At 64.8% G+C, this 15,836-nt stretch carries 21 protein-coding genes and 1 other RNA gene; 10 read left to right on the top strand and 12 right to left on the bottom strand.

The features are described 5' to 3' along the window. Nucleotide 1 precedes the first annotated feature (1 nt). From E5K04_RS00560 to E5K04_RS00570, 3 genes are all read right to left on the bottom strand, one after another. Nucleotides 2-856, bottom strand: a complete 855-nt coding sequence (locus E5K04_RS00560) for an AAA family ATPase (protein WP_136550952.1) — start codon at nt 854-856, stop codon at nt 2-4. A gap of 84 nt (nt 857-940) precedes the next feature. Next, nucleotides 941-1,357 (bottom strand): tellurite resistance TerB family protein, encoded by a 417-nt coding sequence (locus tag E5K04_RS00565; protein ID WP_205700251.1) that lies wholly within the window; start codon nt 1,355-1,357, stop codon nt 941-943. Beyond that, on the bottom strand, nt 1,354-1,797 hold the full coding sequence (locus E5K04_RS00570; RefSeq protein WP_136550953.1) for an acyl-CoA thioesterase: 444 nt from the start codon (nt 1,795-1,797) through the stop codon (nt 1,354-1,356). The genes E5K04_RS00565 and E5K04_RS00570 overlap by 4 nt, the downstream gene beginning before the upstream one ends. Before the next feature lie 125 nt (nt 1,798-1,922). Between E5K04_RS00570 and E5K04_RS00575 the strand changes: the two genes are divergently transcribed. Then, nucleotides 1,923-2,375 carry a universal stress protein gene (locus E5K04_RS00575; protein ID WP_136550954.1) on the top strand — a complete coding sequence of 151 codons (453 nt, stop codon included), beginning with the start codon at nt 1,923-1,925 and terminating at the stop codon, nt 2,373-2,375. Nucleotides 2,376-2,484: 109 nt separating this feature from the next. On the opposite strand, the gene E5K04_RS00580 is transcribed toward E5K04_RS00575, so the two are convergent. Together E5K04_RS00580 and ffs are read right to left on the bottom strand one after the other, a co-directional pair. Beyond that, nucleotides 2,485-2,817 carry a helix-turn-helix domain-containing protein gene (locus E5K04_RS00580; protein ID WP_136550955.1) on the bottom strand — a complete coding sequence of 111 codons (333 nt, stop codon included), beginning with the start codon at nt 2,815-2,817 and terminating at the stop codon, nt 2,485-2,487. Between the two features lie 273 nt (nt 2,818-3,090). Then, nucleotides 3,091-3,189, bottom strand: an RNA gene (gene ffs / locus E5K04_RS00585) — signal recognition particle sRNA small type. 98 nt (nt 3,190-3,287) lie between these two features. Between ffs and argE the strand changes: the two genes are divergently transcribed. From argE to E5K04_RS00600, 3 genes are all read left to right on the top strand, one after another. Continuing rightward, on the top strand, nt 3,288-4,460 hold the full coding sequence (argE, locus tag E5K04_RS00590; protein WP_136550956.1) for an acetylornithine deacetylase: 1,173 nt from the start codon (nt 3,288-3,290) through the stop codon (nt 4,458-4,460). Nucleotides 4,461-4,536: 76 nt separating this feature from the next. Beyond that, nucleotides 4,537-5,910, top strand: a complete 1,374-nt coding sequence (locus E5K04_RS00595) for a sodium-dependent transporter (RefSeq protein WP_136550957.1) — start codon at nt 4,537-4,539, stop codon at nt 5,908-5,910. 2 nt (nt 5,911-5,912) lie between these two features. Beyond that, nucleotides 5,913-6,440: a hypothetical protein gene (locus E5K04_RS00600; RefSeq protein ID WP_136550958.1), complete on the top strand. Its 528-nt coding sequence runs from the start codon at nt 5,913-5,915 to the stop codon at nt 6,438-6,440. A 21-nt stretch (nt 6,441-6,461) separates the two neighbouring features. Here E5K04_RS00600 and E5K04_RS00605 read toward each other — a convergent pair whose 3' ends face one another. Continuing rightward, nucleotides 6,462-7,151: a Clp protease ClpP gene (locus tag E5K04_RS00605; RefSeq protein ID WP_136550959.1), complete on the bottom strand. Its 690-nt coding sequence runs from the start codon at nt 7,149-7,151 to the stop codon at nt 6,462-6,464. 117 nt (nt 7,152-7,268) lie between these two features. Here E5K04_RS00605 and E5K04_RS00610 point away from each other — a divergent pair, with 117 nt between their 5' ends. Both E5K04_RS00610 and E5K04_RS00615 read left to right on the top strand, forming a co-directional pair. Next, a complete protein-coding gene (locus E5K04_RS00610) occupies nt 7,269-8,033 on the top strand; it encodes a sulfite exporter TauE/SafE family protein (RefSeq protein WP_136550960.1) in 765 nt (254 codons plus the stop codon). A 109-nt stretch (nt 8,034-8,142) separates the two neighbouring features. Continuing rightward, a complete protein-coding gene (locus E5K04_RS00615; protein ID WP_136550961.1) occupies nt 8,143-8,421 on the top strand; it encodes a ribbon-helix-helix domain-containing protein in 279 nt (92 codons plus the stop codon). Here E5K04_RS00615 and E5K04_RS00620 read toward each other — a convergent pair. The 4 genes from E5K04_RS00620 to E5K04_RS00635 all read right to left on the bottom strand — a co-directional run bounded on the left by E5K04_RS00620 (nt 8,402) and on the right by E5K04_RS00635 (nt 11,203). Continuing rightward, nucleotides 8,402-8,965, bottom strand: a complete 564-nt coding sequence (locus E5K04_RS00620) for a DJ-1/PfpI family protein (protein WP_136550962.1) — start codon at nt 8,963-8,965, stop codon at nt 8,402-8,404. The two genes, E5K04_RS00615 and E5K04_RS00620, sit on opposite strands and share 20 nt — an antisense overlap. Before the next feature lie 234 nt (nt 8,966-9,199). Continuing rightward, nucleotides 9,200-10,045: a crotonase/enoyl-CoA hydratase family protein gene (locus E5K04_RS00625; RefSeq protein ID WP_136550963.1), complete on the bottom strand. Its 846-nt coding sequence runs from the start codon at nt 10,043-10,045 to the stop codon at nt 9,200-9,202. Then, a complete protein-coding gene (locus E5K04_RS00630) occupies nt 10,042-10,545 on the bottom strand; it encodes a DUF4442 domain-containing protein (RefSeq protein WP_136550964.1) in 504 nt (167 codons plus the stop codon). Before E5K04_RS00630 ends, E5K04_RS00625 begins: the two co-directional genes overlap by 4 nt. Nucleotides 10,546-10,591: 46 nt before the next feature. Next, complete coding sequence (locus E5K04_RS00635) at nt 10,592-11,203, bottom strand: TetR/AcrR family transcriptional regulator (RefSeq protein ID WP_136550965.1); 612 nt, start codon at nt 11,201-11,203, stop codon at nt 10,592-10,594. A gap of 107 nt (nt 11,204-11,310) precedes the next feature. Here E5K04_RS00635 and dapF point away from each other — a divergent pair, with 107 nt between their 5' ends. The 3 genes from dapF to E5K04_RS00650 are packed head-to-tail and all read left to right on the top strand — an operon-like array spanning nt 11,311 to nt 13,301. Further along, entirely contained in the window at nt 11,311-12,141 is an 831-nt protein-coding gene (gene dapF, locus E5K04_RS00640; RefSeq protein ID WP_136550966.1) for a diaminopimelate epimerase, read from the top strand. Between the two features lie 3 nt (nt 12,142-12,144). Continuing rightward, a complete protein-coding gene (locus tag E5K04_RS00645; RefSeq protein WP_136550967.1) occupies nt 12,145-12,750 on the top strand; it encodes a DUF484 family protein in 606 nt (201 codons plus the stop codon). After that, nucleotides 12,729-13,301 (top strand): hypothetical protein, encoded by a 573-nt coding sequence (locus E5K04_RS00650; protein WP_136550968.1) that lies wholly within the window; start codon nt 12,729-12,731, stop codon nt 13,299-13,301. Before E5K04_RS00645 ends, E5K04_RS00650 begins: the two co-directional genes overlap by 22 nt. On the opposite strand, the gene E5K04_RS00655 is transcribed toward E5K04_RS00650, so the two are convergent. Next, nucleotides 13,298-14,080 (bottom strand): enoyl-CoA hydratase, encoded by a 783-nt coding sequence (locus E5K04_RS00655; protein ID WP_136550969.1) that lies wholly within the window; start codon nt 14,078-14,080, stop codon nt 13,298-13,300. The two genes, E5K04_RS00650 and E5K04_RS00655, sit on opposite strands and share 4 nt — an antisense overlap. Nucleotides 14,081-14,286: 206 nt before the next feature. Here E5K04_RS00655 and E5K04_RS00660 point away from each other — a divergent pair, with 206 nt between their 5' ends. After that, nucleotides 14,287-14,961 (top strand): sulfite exporter TauE/SafE family protein, encoded by a 675-nt coding sequence (locus tag E5K04_RS00660; RefSeq protein WP_136550970.1) that lies wholly within the window; start codon nt 14,287-14,289, stop codon nt 14,959-14,961. Here the strand turns inward: E5K04_RS00660 and E5K04_RS00665 are convergent. After that, nucleotides 14,945-15,829: a metal ABC transporter solute-binding protein, Zn/Mn family gene (locus tag E5K04_RS00665; RefSeq protein WP_136550971.1), complete on the bottom strand. Its 885-nt coding sequence runs from the start codon at nt 15,827-15,829 to the stop codon at nt 14,945-14,947. The genes E5K04_RS00660 and E5K04_RS00665 overlap by 17 nt on opposite strands. Nucleotides 15,830-15,836: the final 7 nt, after the last annotated feature.

A 15,836-nucleotide genomic window follows, 5' to 3' on the forward strand; every position in this document is an offset into this window, starting at 1 on the left:
GTCAGGCCCCCCGGCGCAGGCGGGCCATCTGCAGCAGGCGGCCGAACAGCTGCGTATCCTGCTCGTTTTTCAGCAGCGCGCCTGCCAGCGGCGGCAACGCCTGAGCGGCCTGGCTCTGCCTCAATTGCTCGGTGCTGACCGCTTCGGCGTCAAGCAGGCGCAGCCAGTCGAGCAACTCGGACGTCGACGGCTTTTTCTTGAGCCCCGGCAATTCGCGGATACCGAAGAAGAGCTCGAGCGCCTCGCTGACCAGCTGCGGCGCGAGCCCCGGGTAGTGCGCGTCGACGATGGCCTGCATGGTGTCGCGCTCCGGGAAGCGGATGTAGTGGAAGAAGCAGCGGCGCAGGAAGGCGTCCGGCAGCTCCTTCTCGTTGTTCGAGGTGATCAGGATGATTGGGCGCACGCGCGCGCGCACGAATTCCTGCGTCTCGTGCACGAAGAATTCCATCTGGTCCAGTTCGCGCAGCAAGTCGTTCGGGAACTCGATGTCGGCCTTGTCGATCTCGTCGATCAGCAGCACCGGCGCGGTATCGGCCTCGAACGCCTGCCACAGCTTGCCCTTGACGATGTAGTTGCGGATCTCGTTGACGCGCGCGTCCCCCAGTTGCGAGTCGCGCAGGCGGGACACCGCGTCGTATTCGTACAGGCCGTGCTGTGCCTTGGTCGTCGACTTGATCGGCCAGACGATCAGCTCACGGCCAAGCTCGCGCGCGATCTCCTCGGCGAGCATGGTCTTGCCTGTGCCTGGCTCGCCCTTGATCAGCAGGGGCCGCTCGAGAGTGATCGAGGCGTTGACGGCGAGCATCAGGTCGTCGGTGGCGACATACTGGCTGCTGCCGGTAAAGCGTTGCTTCATGGGTCGGTTTTCCTTGTCGTGTCTTGCGCTGGCTGTCCATGCAAAGAGCCGCCCTTGGGCGGCTCTGTCGGATAACCTGCGGGCTCAGCGGCGGATCAGCTCGGCTTCCAGGTCATCCAGGGAGATCCGCCAGCTGCCCATCATGTAGCGCAACAGCGCCATCTCGGCGTCGCCGATGCTGCCGTCGGACTTGCATACATCCAGCGCGAGCGCACAGGTGAGCAGGCGCTTGGTGCGGTCGGTCACCAGCGAGAGGTAGTCGTCGACGCGTTCCTTGTCGAGCAGCGCGATCGAGCCGTCTTCACGCTCGGCGTCCGCGAAGGCGTCGCACAGTTCGGTGAGGATGGTCAAGAAGCGCTTGCGCGGCAGGCCGATCAGCTCGTACACGTGCAGCTTCTCGAGCGTATCCAGTTCCCGCTCGTCCATATGGCCGTCGGTCACCATGAAGAGGGCGACCAGGCGGGCGATCGCTTCGGGTGAGTTGTTCGCGTAACGGTTCAAGTCAATTCTCCAGTCAGGTCCGCGAAGCGGGCGGCGAAAGCCGCCGGAATGCGGGCTACCTTCTGGGCCGTGTAATCGAAGAACACGACCCCTGTTTTCAATCTTGCCACTTCCTTGCTGCCGTTGTCATCGACAATCTGGTAGAGGATGTCGCAACCATAACGGTTGAAGTCGGCGAGGCCGACCCGCACGCAAAGCGCGTCACCGTGAAAGGCCTGGTTTTTGTAACAGATCGCCGCGTCGGCCATGATGATGCCAAGCCCTTCGACGTCCATCTCGCTGTAGCCCAGGCTCTTCAGAAAACGCACGCGCGCCTCGTGCGCGAGACCGAGCACGGCATCGTTGGCGAGGTGGCCGCCGTAGTTGATGTCGCCGATCCTGACCTCAAGCCGGGTCTCGAACAGGATGGGCGACGGGGCGGGCAGTTGCAATCGGGCCATGGCGGGATGCAGGTTCAGGAAGAGGTCGGGGCAGAATACGGGCGTCCTTAACCTGAATCAAGTGCGGAGCATTCTGTTTTGTTAGACTAGTCTCATAAGGCATTACGAAACCTCAGGAGAGCAGAATGTACAACCGTATTTTCGTCCCGGTCGACGACAGCCAGACGTCCAAGCAGGCGCTGGTCGAGGCCTGCCAGCTGGCCAAGACTATGCAGGCCGGCGTCCGTCTGGTGCATGTGGTCGACCTCGCGCAATTCGGCTGGGGTGGCACGGAGTTTCTCGACGCCAGCGAATTGCAGGATTCGATCAAGCAGGCCGGTGGTCAGGTGCTCGAGCAGGCGTCGCAGGTCGCGCGGGAGCAGGGCGTCGAGCCGGAGATGCAGATCCTCGAGAGCTGGGGCGACAAGATCTCCGCGGTGCTGATGGATGACGCCAACGCGTGGGGCGCCGACCTGATCGTGATGGGCACCCACGGCTACAGCGGCCTGATGCATATCCTGATGGGCAGCGTCGCCGAGGGTCTGCTCAAGCTGACGGACGTGCCGGTGCTGCTGGTGCGTAGTCAGGAAGAAGACTGAAGCTGGCCTTGTGCATGCCGCCGGTCTTGCCTGGCGGCATGACGAGCGCAGCAAAAGGCCCGCCGGGTGGTTCCGGGCGGGCCTTTTGCGTGGCGATGATGCGGACGGCTTAGCCGTGCACGCCGACCGCGTCGGTCGCTTCGCCTTCCTGGGCTTCGATGCGGGCACGCACCGCCTTGCGCAGGCTCTTGTACAGGTCCGGATGGGTTTCCTTCAGATACTCGACGATCTCGAAGTCTTCGCGCTTGACCTTGGCCAGGTCGATCTGCTCGATATGCACGAGACGCAGCAGTTCGCGTACCGGCTTGGGCATGTTGCGGCCGCTCTCGTAGCGGGAGCCGCCGGACTGGGTCACGCCGATGCGGCTCCAGAATTCCTGCTGGTTCAGGCCAAGTTTGCGGCGGATTTCGCGCGGGTTCGCGATCTTTTCAAAGAGTTTCATGGTGAATTCCTCAGCTTATGAAAGAGTAATTGTCGTTATGGGCGTTGCACACCCTGTACCATAGCAAATATCAGCAAGTGACCAAGTACAATGCATGTTGGGTGCTGAAATATTATCTGGATCTAATTTTAGGTACGGCTAATGTAGAAGTACAGCGGTATACGAGCTTAATGACGCGGAAATGAAACATTCCGTCGCAATAACAAAATTCAAGTGGGGTTACAGCCAGGGTTCTTCAAGAGGAAGGGGTACAACAGGAGGGTAGAACGTGAGGGTGGCGAGCCTAACCCCCGGCACTTGCACGTGATAGCTGTGGCTGCTTCCTTCCGGACCTGACCAGTTTCACTACGGTGCAATGCGGGGAGACCCGCCACGGCTTCGCACTATATAGACAAAAGTGATTAACAGCAACCCCAACCGTAGTCCCGCATGATAAGGTAGGGCTGCCTATCCTTTCGCCCCCGGATGCCATGTTCGAACTGACACCCAGCGAGCAGCTGCTCGCCCGCCTGATCGCCTTTGATACCACCAGCCGCAACAGCAACCTCGCGCTGATCGACGAGGTGGCCGGCCAGCTCGAAGCGCTGGGCGTGAGCGTGCGCCTCACGCACGACGACACCGGCGGCAAGGCCAACCTGTACGCGCGGCTGGGTGGGGCAGGGCAGGACGCCGTGGTGCTGTCCGGCCACAGCGACACCGTGCCGGTCGACGGGCAGCACTGGGCGTCCGACCCGTTCAAGCTCGACTTGCGCGACGGACGTCTGTTTGGCCGCGGCAGCGCCGACATGAAGGGCTTCCTCGCCTGCGTGCTGGCGGCGTTCGCGCGTTTTGCCGAAGCCGGCGTTGCCAAGCGACTGCCGCTGGCGATCGCGGTCAGCTACGACGAGGAAGTCGGCTGCCTGGGGGTGTCGCGCATGATCGACGACGTGCTCGAGAGCGGGGAGGCGCTGGCCGGCTGCATCGTCGGCGAGCCGACCTTGATGCAGGCCATCGTCGCGCACAAGGGCATCGCCCACTGGCGCTGCCAGGTGCATGGGCGCGCCGCGCACTCCTCGCTGACCCATCAGGGCGTCAACGCCATCGAGTACGCCGCGCAACTGGTGGGCTTCATCCGCCGCCTGGCCGACAACGAAAAGCAGGCGGGCCGGCGCGCGCCGCTGTTCGACGTCCCCTACAACACGCTGCAGACGGGCTGGATCTCGGGAGGCAGTGCACCGAACATCGTGCCGCGCGCGTGCGACTTCATCTTCGAGTGCCGCTGGCTGCCAGGTGACGATCCGCAGCACTTCTACCGGCAGGTCGCCGCCGAGGCCGAACGGCTGCAGCAAGAGATGCGCATGACCGCGCCCGAATCCGCGATCGCGTTTGAGTCGCTGGTGCATTGCCCCGCCTTCGAAAGCGGCGAGCACAACCCGCTACGCGACTGGCTGACCGCGCAGGGCGAACACGGCAGCGGCCTCGGCGTCGCGTATACCACCGAGGCCGGCCATTTCAGCCGGCTGGGCGTGCCGGCCGTGGTGTGCGGCCCAGGCTCGATCGAGCAGGCGCACAAGCCCGACGAATTTGTCGAGCGCAGCCAGCTCGCCCTGTGTGACCGCTGGCTGGACAGGCTGGCGGCGCAACTGATCGAGCGGCGGGCCTGAAACCGTTTGCGCCCGCGCGGCGGCCAAGCTAAATTCGCGCGGCAAGATTCCATCCAACCAAATAGCAAGCACCGACATGACACAACAAGATGCTTCCGCCAAAGCCGTCCGCGACGGCTTCACCTCCAGCTTCGGCGTCCTCGCCGCGACACTCGGTTCGGCCGTCGGCCTCGGCAATATCTGGAAATTTCCCTACCTGACCGGCGCTAACGGCGGCGCGGGCTTCCTGGTCGTCTACCTGCTGGCGACCCTGCTGGTCGGCCTGCCGGTGATGATTTCCGAGATCATGCTCGGCCGGGCCGCCAAACGTGACGCGGTGACCACCCTGGTGCAGTTCTCGCCGCGCGGACAGCCCTGGTGGCTGGTCGGCGCCTTCGGCGTGCTGGCGGCTTTCCTGATCATGGCCTTTTACTCCGAGGTGGCAGCCTGGGTGTTTGCCTACGTGTTCAAGGCAATCGGCGGCAGCATCCTCTCCAGCGACCCGGCGGTCACCTCGGCCGCGTTCGGCCAGCTGGTCTCCGACCCGGTACAGTCGCTGCTCTGGCAGTGGCTGGTGCTCGCCTTCATCGGCGGCATCCTGCTGATGGGTGTCTCCAAGGGGATCGAGGCGGTGACCAAGAAGCTGATGCCCATCCTGTTCCTGCTCCTGATCGTGCTGTGCGTGCGCAGCCTGATGCTGCCCGGTGCGGCCGAGGGCCTGTCCTTCCTCTTTACGCCCGACTTCTCCAAGATCAGCGGTGCGGTGATCCTGACCGCGATGGGGCTCGCCTTCTTCAAGCTGTCGATCGGCATGGGCACGATGATCACCTACGGCAGCTACTTCCGTGACGACCAGAACATCCCGGCGACCACGGTGCGCGTGATGGCGGCCGACCTCTTCGTGTCGATGCTCGCCGGCATCGCGATCTTCCCGGCGGTGTTCTCCTTCGGCTTCGAGCCGGCCGCCGGCCCGTCGCTGGTCTTCATCACCATCCCGGCCGTGTTCGCCAGCATGCCGTTCGGCCATGTGTTCATGGTGCTGTTCTTCGTGCTGACCGCGATCGCAGCGACCGGCGCGATGCTGTCCATCCTCGAGGTGCCGGTATCGGTACTCAACGGCCGTTTCGGTATCAGCCGCCCGAAGGCGGTGGTGGCAACCTTGCTGCTGCTCGCGCTGATCGGCTCGACCTGCGCGCTCTCCGGCAGCCTGCTGGCCGACTTCAAGCTGTTCGGCTTCAACATGTTCGACCTGTTTGACGAAGTAAGCTCGAAGCTGATCATGCCGGCCGGCGGCATCGCGCTGTGCCTGTTCGTCGGCTGGGTGTGGGGCTTTGACAAGATGAAGGCCGAACTGTCCAACCACGGCGCGCTCACCAACGAAGCCTTGCTGCGCAAGTTGTTCTTCCTGCTGCGCTACGTGACGCCGCTGTTGGTACTGGCGGTGATGCTCAGCGGGCTGGGGCTGATCTGACCGTGGCCTCCTTGCACGTGCGCCGGCGCCTGTGGCAGGTCTTGTTGCTGCTGGCGGTGTTTGCCACGTTGGCAGCGCTGGTGCCGGCGCCCGAGCTTGGGCGCCTGGCCCGGCCTGCCAAGGAGGCCGGCAGGCTGTTTTCGCCGGACCGGGACGGCGACCTGGTCCGCGACGACGTGGGGCGCATGATCCGTCAGGATTACTCAGGGGTGTCCCACGCGGCGTTGATGCAGGTCGCGAGAAGCTGGCAGAAGCTGGCGACGCTCGCCGACGCGAAGCCCGACCAGCAGTTTGCCGCCGGCAACCGCCTGACCCGGGCGTTCGACTGCGCCTACAGCCCCGGGGTGCTCGCGCGCTCGCGGATGGGGCCGCAGGACATGTACGCGGCCATCGCGCGGATCCGGGACGCGCTGTTTGACACGCCCGCGCGCAGGGCGGCGCTAAAGAAGGCGGAAGCGGGCAGGGGGGAGCGCCCGTGGGAGCACGACAACGCGCCGTGCGACTTCGACCCTGCGGCGATGGCCGGCTGACCCGCGCCCGTCACTACCTGGCTAGGCCTTGTTCTTGGCAGGCTCGGTCGGGGAGGGAACCGCTTCGGCCTCCAGCGTCGCCGGCAGGCTCTTGCGGCCGCGACGCTTGGGCTTGTCTTCCGCCTCGTCCGGCAGCATGCGTACCAGACGGCGCCGGATCTCCTCCGACTCCATCCAGATATCCTCACCGCGCAGGATGCGCGCGAGTTCCTCGTCCTTGAGGAAGGGCAGGCAGATGTTCTGCATCACCTTGGCGAACCACTTGCCGATCGCCAGCACCTGCGCCTGCTGCTCGTTGCCCTTGCCCATCAGCGCCGAGGTGTAGTTGTGGAACATCAGCTGGCAGTTGTCGTGCACGATCAATTCGTCGCCCGACAGGAAGAGCAGGGCACCCATCGAGTACGCGCGCGCCTCGAGCACGGTCACCACGTGCGCGCGGGTCGCCAGCATGTTGTTGATCAGTTGCAGCCCGCTGTCGAAGTTACCGCCCGGCGTATTCAGGTGGAAGAACACCACGTCGTGCTCGCTCGCCGTGCGCAGCGTGTAAAGGATTTCCGCGTAATAGCGCGGCTCGAGGATCTCGCCGGACAGGTAGAACGAAATCTGGCGCGCGGTGATCTGGCTCTCGAAACGCTGATAGGCCGGCACGATCGTGTCCATTCCCTCTTCCTCTTCCGGCGCCTGTTCGGGCAGGGGGTAACGTCTGCTCATGGCGTGCTCCTAGTTCATGGGTCGCTCCATGTTTCTTAGACCATTTTGAAGCAATAAAGTGCGAAGGCAGCGCAGCGTTATGGCATAGAATATCGTACTCATCACGCCAACACCCCCATGCTGACCCTTTCCTTCCTGTGCGTATTCGCCTTCATGGCTGGGCTGATCGACGCGGCCGTCGGCGGCGGCGGCCTGATCCAGATCCCGGCGCTCTTCAACGCGCTACCGCAAGTCTCCGCGCCGACGCTGTTCGGCACCAACAAGTTCGCCTCGGCGGTCGGCACCCTGTCGGCGGCGCGCAGCTACCTGCGCCGGGTGAACATCGCGTGGCCGCTGGTGCTGCCGGCCGCCATCGCCGCCTTCGTGATGTCGTTTGCAGGGGCGGCTGCGGTCAGCCTGCTGCCCAAGGCGCTATTGCGGCCGATGGTACTGGTGCTGCTGGTGGTGATGGCGGTCTACACGCTATGGAAGAAGGATTTCGGCAAGCTGCACAAGCCGGTGGCCATCGGACGCCGTGAAATGGCGCTCGGCGTGCTGATCGGCGGCGCGATCGGCTTTTACGACGGCCTGTTCGGGCCGGGCACCGGCAGCTTCCTGATGTTCCTGTTCATTCGCTTCTTCGCGTTCGACTTCCTGCACGCATCCGCGTCGGCCAAGGTGGTCAACCTGTCGACCAACGTCGCCGCGCTGCTGTTCTTCATCCCCAGCGGCAACGTGATTTTCGCGTACGCGCTGCCGATGGCCGCGTGCAATATGGCCGGCGCGATGGTCGGCACCCGGCTGGCGATCACCAAGGGCGCCGGCTTCGTGCGCATCCTCTTTTTGCTGCTGACCAGCACGCTGATCTGCAAGCTGGCCTGGGACACGTTTACCGGCGCTTAGCGGGAAGAGGGCGTGCGGGATCGCATCAAGTCCATCATGACAATAGAGTTGCCGGAGGCGCCGCAAGACTGGCAGACTGCCTGCTCCCAGCCGCCTCGCAGGTGCGTCCATGTGCGAACTCTACGCTTCGACCGATCCTTCCCTCTACGAGGTGCAGTCCCGTTCGCTACGCCTACAAGGCCAGGTGACCAGCGTCCGCCTCGAACGCCGCTTCTGGCAACTGCTCGACGAGATGGCTGATGGGGAAGGGCGCAAGACCAGCTCGTTCATTGCCGAACTCCAGTCGGAAGTCACGCAGCGAAGGGGCGAGGTCGGCAACCTCGCCTCCTTGCTGCGCGTCGTCTGCACGACCTACCTTGAGCGCAGGCTCAGCCAAGCAGTGCGTTGAAGGCCTTGAGCCAAGCGGGGTGCGCAGGCCAGGCCGGCGCGGTCACGAACTGCCCGTCGACCAGCGCCTCGGCAAGGCCGATACCCACATATTCGCCACCGGCCTGCGTGACCTCGGGCGCACAGGCCGGATAGGCCGAGATGCGGCGGCCACGCACCACTTCGGCCGCCGTCAGCAATTGCGCGCCATGGCAGATGGCGGCGATGGGCTTGCCCGCGTCGACCATCGTGCGCACGATGTCCAGCACGCGCGCGTTGAGCCGCAGATACTCGGGCGCACGGCCACCGGGCACCAGCAACGCGTCGTACGAAGCAACGTCGACCTCGTCGAAGCTCGCGTTCAGCGTGAAATTGTGGCCGCGCTTTTCGCTGTACGTCTGGTCGCCCTCGAAGTCGTGGATCGCGGTGCGGACCTGCTCGCCACTGGCCTTGCCGGGACAGACCGCGTCGACGTGGTGGCCGAAGGCCTGCAGCGTCTGGAAAGGCACCATCAATTCGTAGTCTTCGACGTAGTCGCCGCAGATAATCAGGATGCGCTTGCTCATCGGTGTTCTCCATGTTGTTGTATCGGCTAGAGGCCGCCCGCAGCGGGTGCGGCAGCCTCGGCAGGAGCATGCCGGTTTCAGCAGGCCGCAGGGTAGTAGCCGGTTACTACGCATGAAGACGGGCAGCATAGCTCCACGAGAACAGCCACATTATTTTACATAATGTACATTATGCGAAGTCATAGGTCAGAATAAAGGGCGGCGCATTCCGCGCCGCCCGCACCCTACAAGACTTCAGTCTCGGAATTGCGGCACCTGCCGGCTCATCGACGCCATCATCGCCTGCTGGATGTCTTCCGACATCAGCATCGCCGCGTTCCACGTCGCGATATATTGCAGGCCGTCGGCGACGCTGTGGTCGCGGCTGTAGTTGATCACGTGCTTGCTGCCGCGCACCGCGACCGGACTCTTGGCGGCGATCGACGCCGCTACCGACAGCGCGGCGTCGATCAGCGACTGCGCGTCATCGAACACCCGGTTGATAAGCCCCCACGACAGCGCCTGGCTAGCGTCCACGTCGCAACCGGTCAGCGCCATTTCGCGCGCGACGCCTTGGCCGACCACATGGTGCAGCCGCTGCAAGGTGCCGACGTCGGCCACCATGCCCATGTCGACTTCCTTAACGCTGAACACCGCGTCGCGGCTCGCGTACCGGAAGTCGGCCGCCAGCGCGATATCCAGCCCGCCTCCGACACAAGCGCCGTGGATCGCGGCGATCACCGGCTTGCCGCACATCTCCAGGCTGCTGACGCTGTCTTGCAGTTGCAGGATCAGCTTGCGCAGTTTCTCGCGTTTGCGCGTGTCGCACTTGTCGGCGACGGCCTGCTGCACGCCTATCAGCATGGAGAGGTCGATGCCCGAGGAAAAATGCCGCCCTTCGCCGGACAGCACCACGGCGCGCACTTCAGGCGTCTCGTCACACCAGGCGAAGGCCTCGCCCAGTTCTCGCCACATCGTCTCGTTCAGCGCGTTGGCCTTGTCGGCGCGCGCGAAGCGCACATGTGCGACCTGGCCGACCAGCTCGACCCGGAACGTCTCCAGCGCGGGCACCTCCGCGCAGCCCTTGTTTGTTTCGCTCATTTCTCCTCCCTCTTCTTGGGCAGCCAGGCCCAGACCATCGTACATTCGATCGGCGCCTGCCCGGATTCGTCGGTCACGGTGACCGGCACCTTGATCTCGCCGCGCTCCTCGTGGTGAAAGCGCACGATGTCGTCGTCGCGCAAGGTGGCGACCGCGCGCATCGCGCCTTGCGAACGCTTCAGGTAGTCGACGTGCATCGACTTGAGCAGCATCAGCTTGTCGTCGGGCATGTTCATGCCGACCACGAAGCCGGTCGCGGTTTCCGCCAGTAGCGCCATCGCTGCCGCGTGCACGCCGCGGATATGGTTCTGCGCGCGGCGGCGGTTGGCGATCGAGACGGCGAGGCGGTGGCTGCCGACTTCCTCGAAACGCACCCCCGCCGTTGAAAGGAACGGCACGACGCGGCCGAACACGCGGCTGAGTACCATGCTGCGCAGCGATGCCGGCAGGGCGCGGGTCTTGCCGGCGATCCGGCTCATGCGGTTTTGGACAAAGGCCATGGATTTCCCCGTGTGCGGGCGCGAAGCCCGGTTGTTTGGCGTCTTGTTATGGTGTGGTGCTGCCCGCGTCGATGGCGTCAGGCGGCAGGTCCAGCAGCCGGCAAATCTGCGCCTTCACTGCAAGCAGCACGTCAGGCTCGACGCGTGCGAGCTGCAGCGCGCCTTGTAGCGCGCTGAACATCAAAAGCCCCATCGCCTCGGGCTCGCCCGGGTAGCGCATGCAGCCCTCCGCCCTGCCCTTGCCCGCGATGGCGACCGCCCACGCACGCATCTGCCCGACAAAGCCCAGCGCCTCCTGCTGCATCTCGTCCGGCAAGGCAGGATATTCGGTCGACAGCACGCCGCTCGGGCAGATCTGCCGGTCGCGGCTGAAATAGACGGTCGACAGCTCGAAATAGTTGATGAGCTGCTCGACCGCCCCGAGTTCCGCCTGGCTTTCGACAAAGCGCTCGAAGCGGCGGCGGTAGCGCTGGATCAGCGCGACGCCCAGGTCGGTCTTGTGCGGAAAATGGTAGTGGATGGCTGCGTTGCGTACGCCGAGCACCTTGCTGACCTGCTGGTAGCTCAAGGCGGCGAAGCCGCGCGAAAGGAACAGCCCTTCGGCGAGGTCGAGGATCTTGCGGCGCGTATCGCCGCGTGCGGACGGGTCGCATTTCATGCGGCGACTCTACTTACCGGTCAGTAAGCTGTCAATGCCGATGTCGTTAAGTGCCGCAGTGCGGCAACATCGTTTATGATGTCGGCTGTCTCAATCGGGCCGCATGCATGAAAGTAAAATTCAGCAAGATGCACGGGCTAGGCAACGACTTCATCGTCATCGATGGCGTGCGCCAGACCGTCACCCTTACCACGGAAAAAATCCGCCAGCTGGGCGACCGCCACTTCGGCGTCGGTTTCGACCAGCTATTGCTGGTCGAGTCGCCCGAGTCGGCGGACAACGACTTCCGCTACCGCATCTTCAATAACGACGGCGGCGAAGTCGAGCAATGCGGCAACGGAGCGCGCTGTTTCGTGAAATTCGTGACAGAGCAGCGGCTGACCAACAAGCGCGCGCTCCGGGTGGAAACACAGCGCGGCGTGATCGTGCCGGAAATGGACGCGCAAGGCGCGATCAGCGTCGACATGGGGCGGCCCCGCTTCGCGCCGGAAGAGATCCCGTTTGTCGCCGAGGCGCCAGGGCTGCGCTACCCGCTGAACCTCGGCAGCGAGGCCGTCGAGGTCAGTTGCGTATCGATGGGCAACCCGCACGCGGTGATCGTGGTCGATGACGTGGATAGCTACCCGGTCGGCGATGTCGGGCCGCGCGTCGAGTCGCACCCGTGCTTCCCGCAGCGCGTCAATGCAGGTTTCATGCAGGTGTTGAACCGCACCGAAATCCGCCTGCGCGTGTTTGAGCGCGGCGCAGGCGAAACCTTCGCCTGCGGCACTGGCGCCTGCGCGGCGGTGGTCGCCGGCATCCGCCAGGGGCTGCTCGAGAATGAAGTCAAGGTGCACACCCGTGGCGGCGACCTCACTATCAGCTGGCAAGGCGACGACACGCCGGTACGGATGACCGGCCCCGCCGTCACGGTGTTCACCGGCGAAGTCGAGGTTTGAGCGATGCAGGAAGCCCAGGTACGCGCGTGGCTGCAGGCCAACCCCGATTTCGTGCGCGAGCACGCCAACTTGCCGATCACCGTGGGTGAAGGCAAGGTCTTGCCGCTCTCCCAACTGCAACTGCGGGCCTGGCAAGGCCGCGTCGCCCAGTTGGGTGACGAGCTGGACACCCTGCTCGAGCGGGCCCGCGAGAACGATATATTGCTCGCACGCCTGCACAGGCTCGCCTGCCTGCTTGCGGGCGCCGACAGCCAGGATGCCTGCATCCGGGCGTCGCTCACCTGCTTTGCCGAAACCTTCGGGCTGCCGCGTACGGCTTTGCACCTTTTCCCTGGTGCAGCCGACCCGCTTGCCGATTACGCCGAACGGCTCTCGGCGCCCTACTGCGGCCCTTACGCCAGCGAGCGCGTGATCGCCCTGCTGCCGGCAGGCCCGGCGCCCGAGTCGTTCGCTTTGGCTACGTTAAGAAGCCCGGACGGCACGGCCTTCGGCCTTGCCGTATTCGCGAGTGAAGACAGCCGACGCTTTTGTGCCGGTGTCGCCACCGACTATCTGGTGCGGATTGCCGAGCTGCTGTCGGCGGCGCTGTGGCGGACCCGCGCGTCCTGACGGGCATCGCGGCGCACTGGTTGCTGGCCGCACTGCCCGTCCTGTACGCGCTGCACGGCCTGTGCCTGTCACGCGCCCGCCCGCATGGCTTGTTGTTGCTGGCAGCTGGCAGTGCTTACCTGTTGCTCGCCGGTGCATTCGATACGCTACTGCCCTGGCAGTCCGGCCGCTGGTTGCTGCCCTTAAGTTACGGTTACCTGTGGCTCGCACTGTTCGCGCTGATCTGGCTGCCCGCCTGCGTGCGCCCGGGCCTGACCCGCACGCAGCTCTCGGGGCGCGGCGCCTTGTTCCTGCTCGCTTGCGTCGCTGGCCAAACGGGGATCCTGCTGGGCGCGCTGCACACCCCGTCTCTGCTCGCGACCTACCTGTTCTCGCCCGGCGCGACGGCGGCCATCCTGTACGCAGGCTGGGCTTTCCTTGGCGCGTGCAGTGACGGGCGCTCGGTCAGCCATGTGGCGCTGGCCGGCTGCGCGCTGTTTTGCGCGATGGCGGCTGCGGTGGCCGAGCCCCTGCGTCAGCTGGTGAGCTGGCTCGTGCTGGTCTGGGCTTAATCCTCGTCCTCGACCACCCAAGACGGACTGCGTTTTTCGAGGAAAGCGTGCACGCCTTCCAGTTGCTCGGCACTGCCGACCAGGCTGATGAAGGCCGACTTTTCGGCGGCAAGCTGGGCGTCCATGTCGTGCGAGACGCTGTCGTCGATCAGTTTGCGGGTCAGGATGACTGCCTGCTCGCCCTGCCGCGCGACCTTGCCGGCAAGGCTGACCGCGACGATTTTCGAGAAGCCAGGCTCGACCACCTCCTCGATCAGGCCGATGTCGTACGCCTTGCCCGCGTCCAGCGTCTCGCCGCCGAGCATCATGCGCTTGGCCCAGGCGAGTCCGACCTTCTGCGCGAGTGACTTGCTGCCGCCGCCAAAGGGCACCAGCCCCGCGCTTGCCTCGGGCATGCCCAGCACCGCGCCGCGCTCGGCGACCATGTAATCACAACTGAGCGCAAGCTCAAGACCGCCGCCCAAGGCGTAACCGTTGATCGCGGCGATGGTCACCCCGGCGAACGACTTGATCGCGCCTTGAGCGCGGCGGAAGGCGTCGACCACTTCGGCTGCATGCGCCTTGTCGCCGCTGATGAACATGGTCATGTCGATGCCCGCGCAGAAATACTGTTCGCCGGCACCGGTGAGGACGATGGCCCGGACGTGTTCGTCCAGCGCCAGTTGCCCGACCGTCTGCTCGATCTCGAGCAGCACCTGCTCGTTCAGCGTGTTGACCGGCGTGTGTGCGATCGTGACGATCGCGGTCGAGCCCAGTTTCTCGACGACGACGGGTTTCATAGTGTCTCCTGTTCCATTAACCGCCGGCATGCGCTGCTGACGAAGCTCTGTCAATTATCCCTTGAAAATCAGTCAATGCAAATGAAAGGCCTCCCATTTGCAACAACCCCAGATTTCCCGAATGGGTATCTCATGCGTTATAGACAAGCCAACGTGAAGTCTAGCGTCAACTTCGCTGTTAAAATGCGGGTTTCTCCGGACTGACCATGCTCGAAACCAGTTACCTTGCCTTGCTGATGGCAGGCCTGCTCGGCGGTGGCCACTGTCTTGGCATGTGCGGCGGCATCGTCGCCGCGCTGAGCGCCGGCGGACAAGGGCGCGTGCCGTGGCCGCTGCTGCTTGGCTACAACACGGGGCGCGTCGCCAGCTACACGCTCGTTGGCGCCCTGCTCGGCGCTGCCGGCGCACTTCTCCTGGAACACGCCGCGTTTACCAGCGTGCGCGTCGCGCTCTTCGTGGTCGCCAACCTGGTGATCGTGCTGATGGGCCTGTATATCGCCGGCTGGTCGGGGTGGACCACGCGCATCGAGCGACTGGGCGTGCCCTTGTGGCGGCGCCTGCAGCCACTCGCGCGCAAGCTGATCCCGGTACGCTCGCCGCAGCAGGCGCTACTGGTCGGCGCCTTATGGGGCTGGCTGCCTTGCGGGCTGGTCTATAGCGCGTCGCTCTCGGCGCTGGCCAGCGGCAGCGCATCCGGCGGCGCGCTGGCCATGCTGGCCTTCGGCGCCGGCACACTGCCCAACCTGCTGCTGATGGGCTGGTTTGCCAGCCGCTTGCGCGCCTGGCTGCAAAAACCCTGGCTGCGCCGTGTGGCCGGCCTGGCGGTAGTCGCCAGCGGCGCGTGGCCGCTGGCACGCCTGTTAATCAGCGCAGCGCACTGACGATGGCGCCGACGTTGGTGCGGAACAGGCCGAGGTAGCTGTTGGCCGGCGCGCTGCCGGCGAGCGCATCCGAGTACAGCCGGCCGCCGACCTTGACGCCAGCCTCACGCGACAGCTGCTCGATCAGGCGCGGGTCGCTCATGTTTTCGACAAACACGGCCTTCACCTTGTCCTGCCTGACCTGCCGGATCAGGGTGGCGACCGTCTTCGCCGACGCCTCGGCCTCGGTCGAGACGCCGCGCGGGGACAGGAAGCGGATCTGGTAGCGGTCCCCAAGGTAGGCGAACGCGTCGTGCGAGGTCAGCACCTTGCGTTGCGCGGCCGGCACGGCCGCGAACGCTTTCGCCGCCCACGCGTCGGCCGCCTCGACTTTTTGCGTATACGCGGCAGCGCGGGTGCGGTAATAGTCGCGCCCGGCCGGGTCCGCCTTGGCGAGCCCCGCTTCGATATTCTTCACGTACTGAACCACGCGTTTTGGATCGTGCCAGGCATGCGGGTCGACACCGCCGTGGTCATGGCCGTGATCGTCGTGCCCGGCTTGCAGGGGTTTTACCCCCTGGGTCGCGACGATGTTGACGCCCTTGAAGCCTGAGGTCTTCGCCAGCCGGCTGACCCAGCCCTCGTAGCCCAGCCCGTTGACGACGAAGACCTTCGCCGCACCCAGTTTCTTCACGTCGGCCGGCCGCGGCTGGTAGACGTGCGCGTCCTGGTCGGCGCCAACCAGCGGCACCACGTCGACCCGCTCCCCGCCTACTTCGCGGGTCAGGTCGGCGAGGATGCTGAAGCTCGCAACAACCGGCATGGGCGCCGCGGCCCAAGCCGTGCCCGCCAACGCGAACACGGCGCATAACAACAGATTTTTTTTCATTTGGATT

It is taken from the genome of Crenobacter intestini (genome assembly GCF_004919095.1).
In the GTDB taxonomy this organism is placed as follows: Bacteria; Pseudomonadota; Gammaproteobacteria; order Burkholderiales; family Chromobacteriaceae; genus Craterilacuibacter; species Craterilacuibacter intestini.

Bases quoted from the DNA above. Each gene is read 5' to 3' on its own strand.
- E5K04_RS00560 (WP_136550952.1), bottom strand. From the start codon at position 856: ATGAAGCAACGCTTTACCGGCAGCAGCCAGTATGTCGCCACCGACGAC.
- E5K04_RS00570 (WP_136550953.1), bottom strand. From the start codon at position 1,797: ATGGCCCGATTGCAACTGCCCGCCCCGTCGCCCATCCTGTTCGAGACC.
- E5K04_RS00575 (WP_136550954.1), top strand. From the start codon at position 1,923: ATGTACAACCGTATTTTCGTCCCGGTCGACGACAGCCAGACGTCCAAG.
- E5K04_RS00580 (WP_136550955.1), bottom strand. From the start codon at position 2,817: ATGAAACTCTTTGAAAAGATCGCGAACCCGCGCGAAATCCGCCGCAAA.
- argE (WP_136550956.1), top strand. From the start codon at position 3,288: ATGTTCGAACTGACACCCAGCGAGCAGCTGCTCGCCCGCCTGATCGCC.
- E5K04_RS00595 (WP_136550957.1), top strand. From the start codon at position 4,537: ATGACACAACAAGATGCTTCCGCCAAAGCCGTCCGCGACGGCTTCACC.
- E5K04_RS00605 (WP_136550959.1), bottom strand. From the start codon at position 7,151: ATGAGCAGACGTTACCCCCTGCCCGAACAGGCGCCGGAAGAGGAAGAG.
- E5K04_RS00610 (WP_136550960.1), top strand. From the start codon at position 7,269: ATGCTGACCCTTTCCTTCCTGTGCGTATTCGCCTTCATGGCTGGGCTG.
- E5K04_RS00615 (WP_136550961.1), top strand. From the start codon at position 8,143: ATGTGCGAACTCTACGCTTCGACCGATCCTTCCCTCTACGAGGTGCAG.
- E5K04_RS00620 (WP_136550962.1), bottom strand. From the start codon at position 8,965: ATGAGCAAGCGCATCCTGATTATCTGCGGCGACTACGTCGAAGACTAC.
- E5K04_RS00625 (WP_136550963.1), bottom strand. From the start codon at position 10,045: ATGAGCGAAACAAACAAGGGCTGCGCGGAGGTGCCCGCGCTGGAGACG.
- E5K04_RS00630 (WP_136550964.1), bottom strand. From the start codon at position 10,545: ATGGCCTTTGTCCAAAACCGCATGAGCCGGATCGCCGGCAAGACCCGC.
- E5K04_RS00635 (WP_136550965.1), bottom strand. From the start codon at position 11,203: ATGAAATGCGACCCGTCCGCACGCGGCGATACGCGCCGCAAGATCCTC.
- dapF (WP_136550966.1), top strand. From the start codon at position 11,311: ATGAAAGTAAAATTCAGCAAGATGCACGGGCTAGGCAACGACTTCATC.
- E5K04_RS00645 (WP_136550967.1), top strand. From the start codon at position 12,145: ATGCAGGAAGCCCAGGTACGCGCGTGGCTGCAGGCCAACCCCGATTTC.
- E5K04_RS00655 (WP_136550969.1), bottom strand. From the start codon at position 14,080: ATGAAACCCGTCGTCGTCGAGAAACTGGGCTCGACCGCGATCGTCACG.
- E5K04_RS00660 (WP_136550970.1), top strand. From the start codon at position 14,287: ATGCTCGAAACCAGTTACCTTGCCTTGCTGATGGCAGGCCTGCTCGGC.
- E5K04_RS00665 (WP_136550971.1), bottom strand. From the start codon at position 15,829: ATGAAAAAAAATCTGTTGTTATGCGCCGTGTTCGCGTTGGCGGGCACG.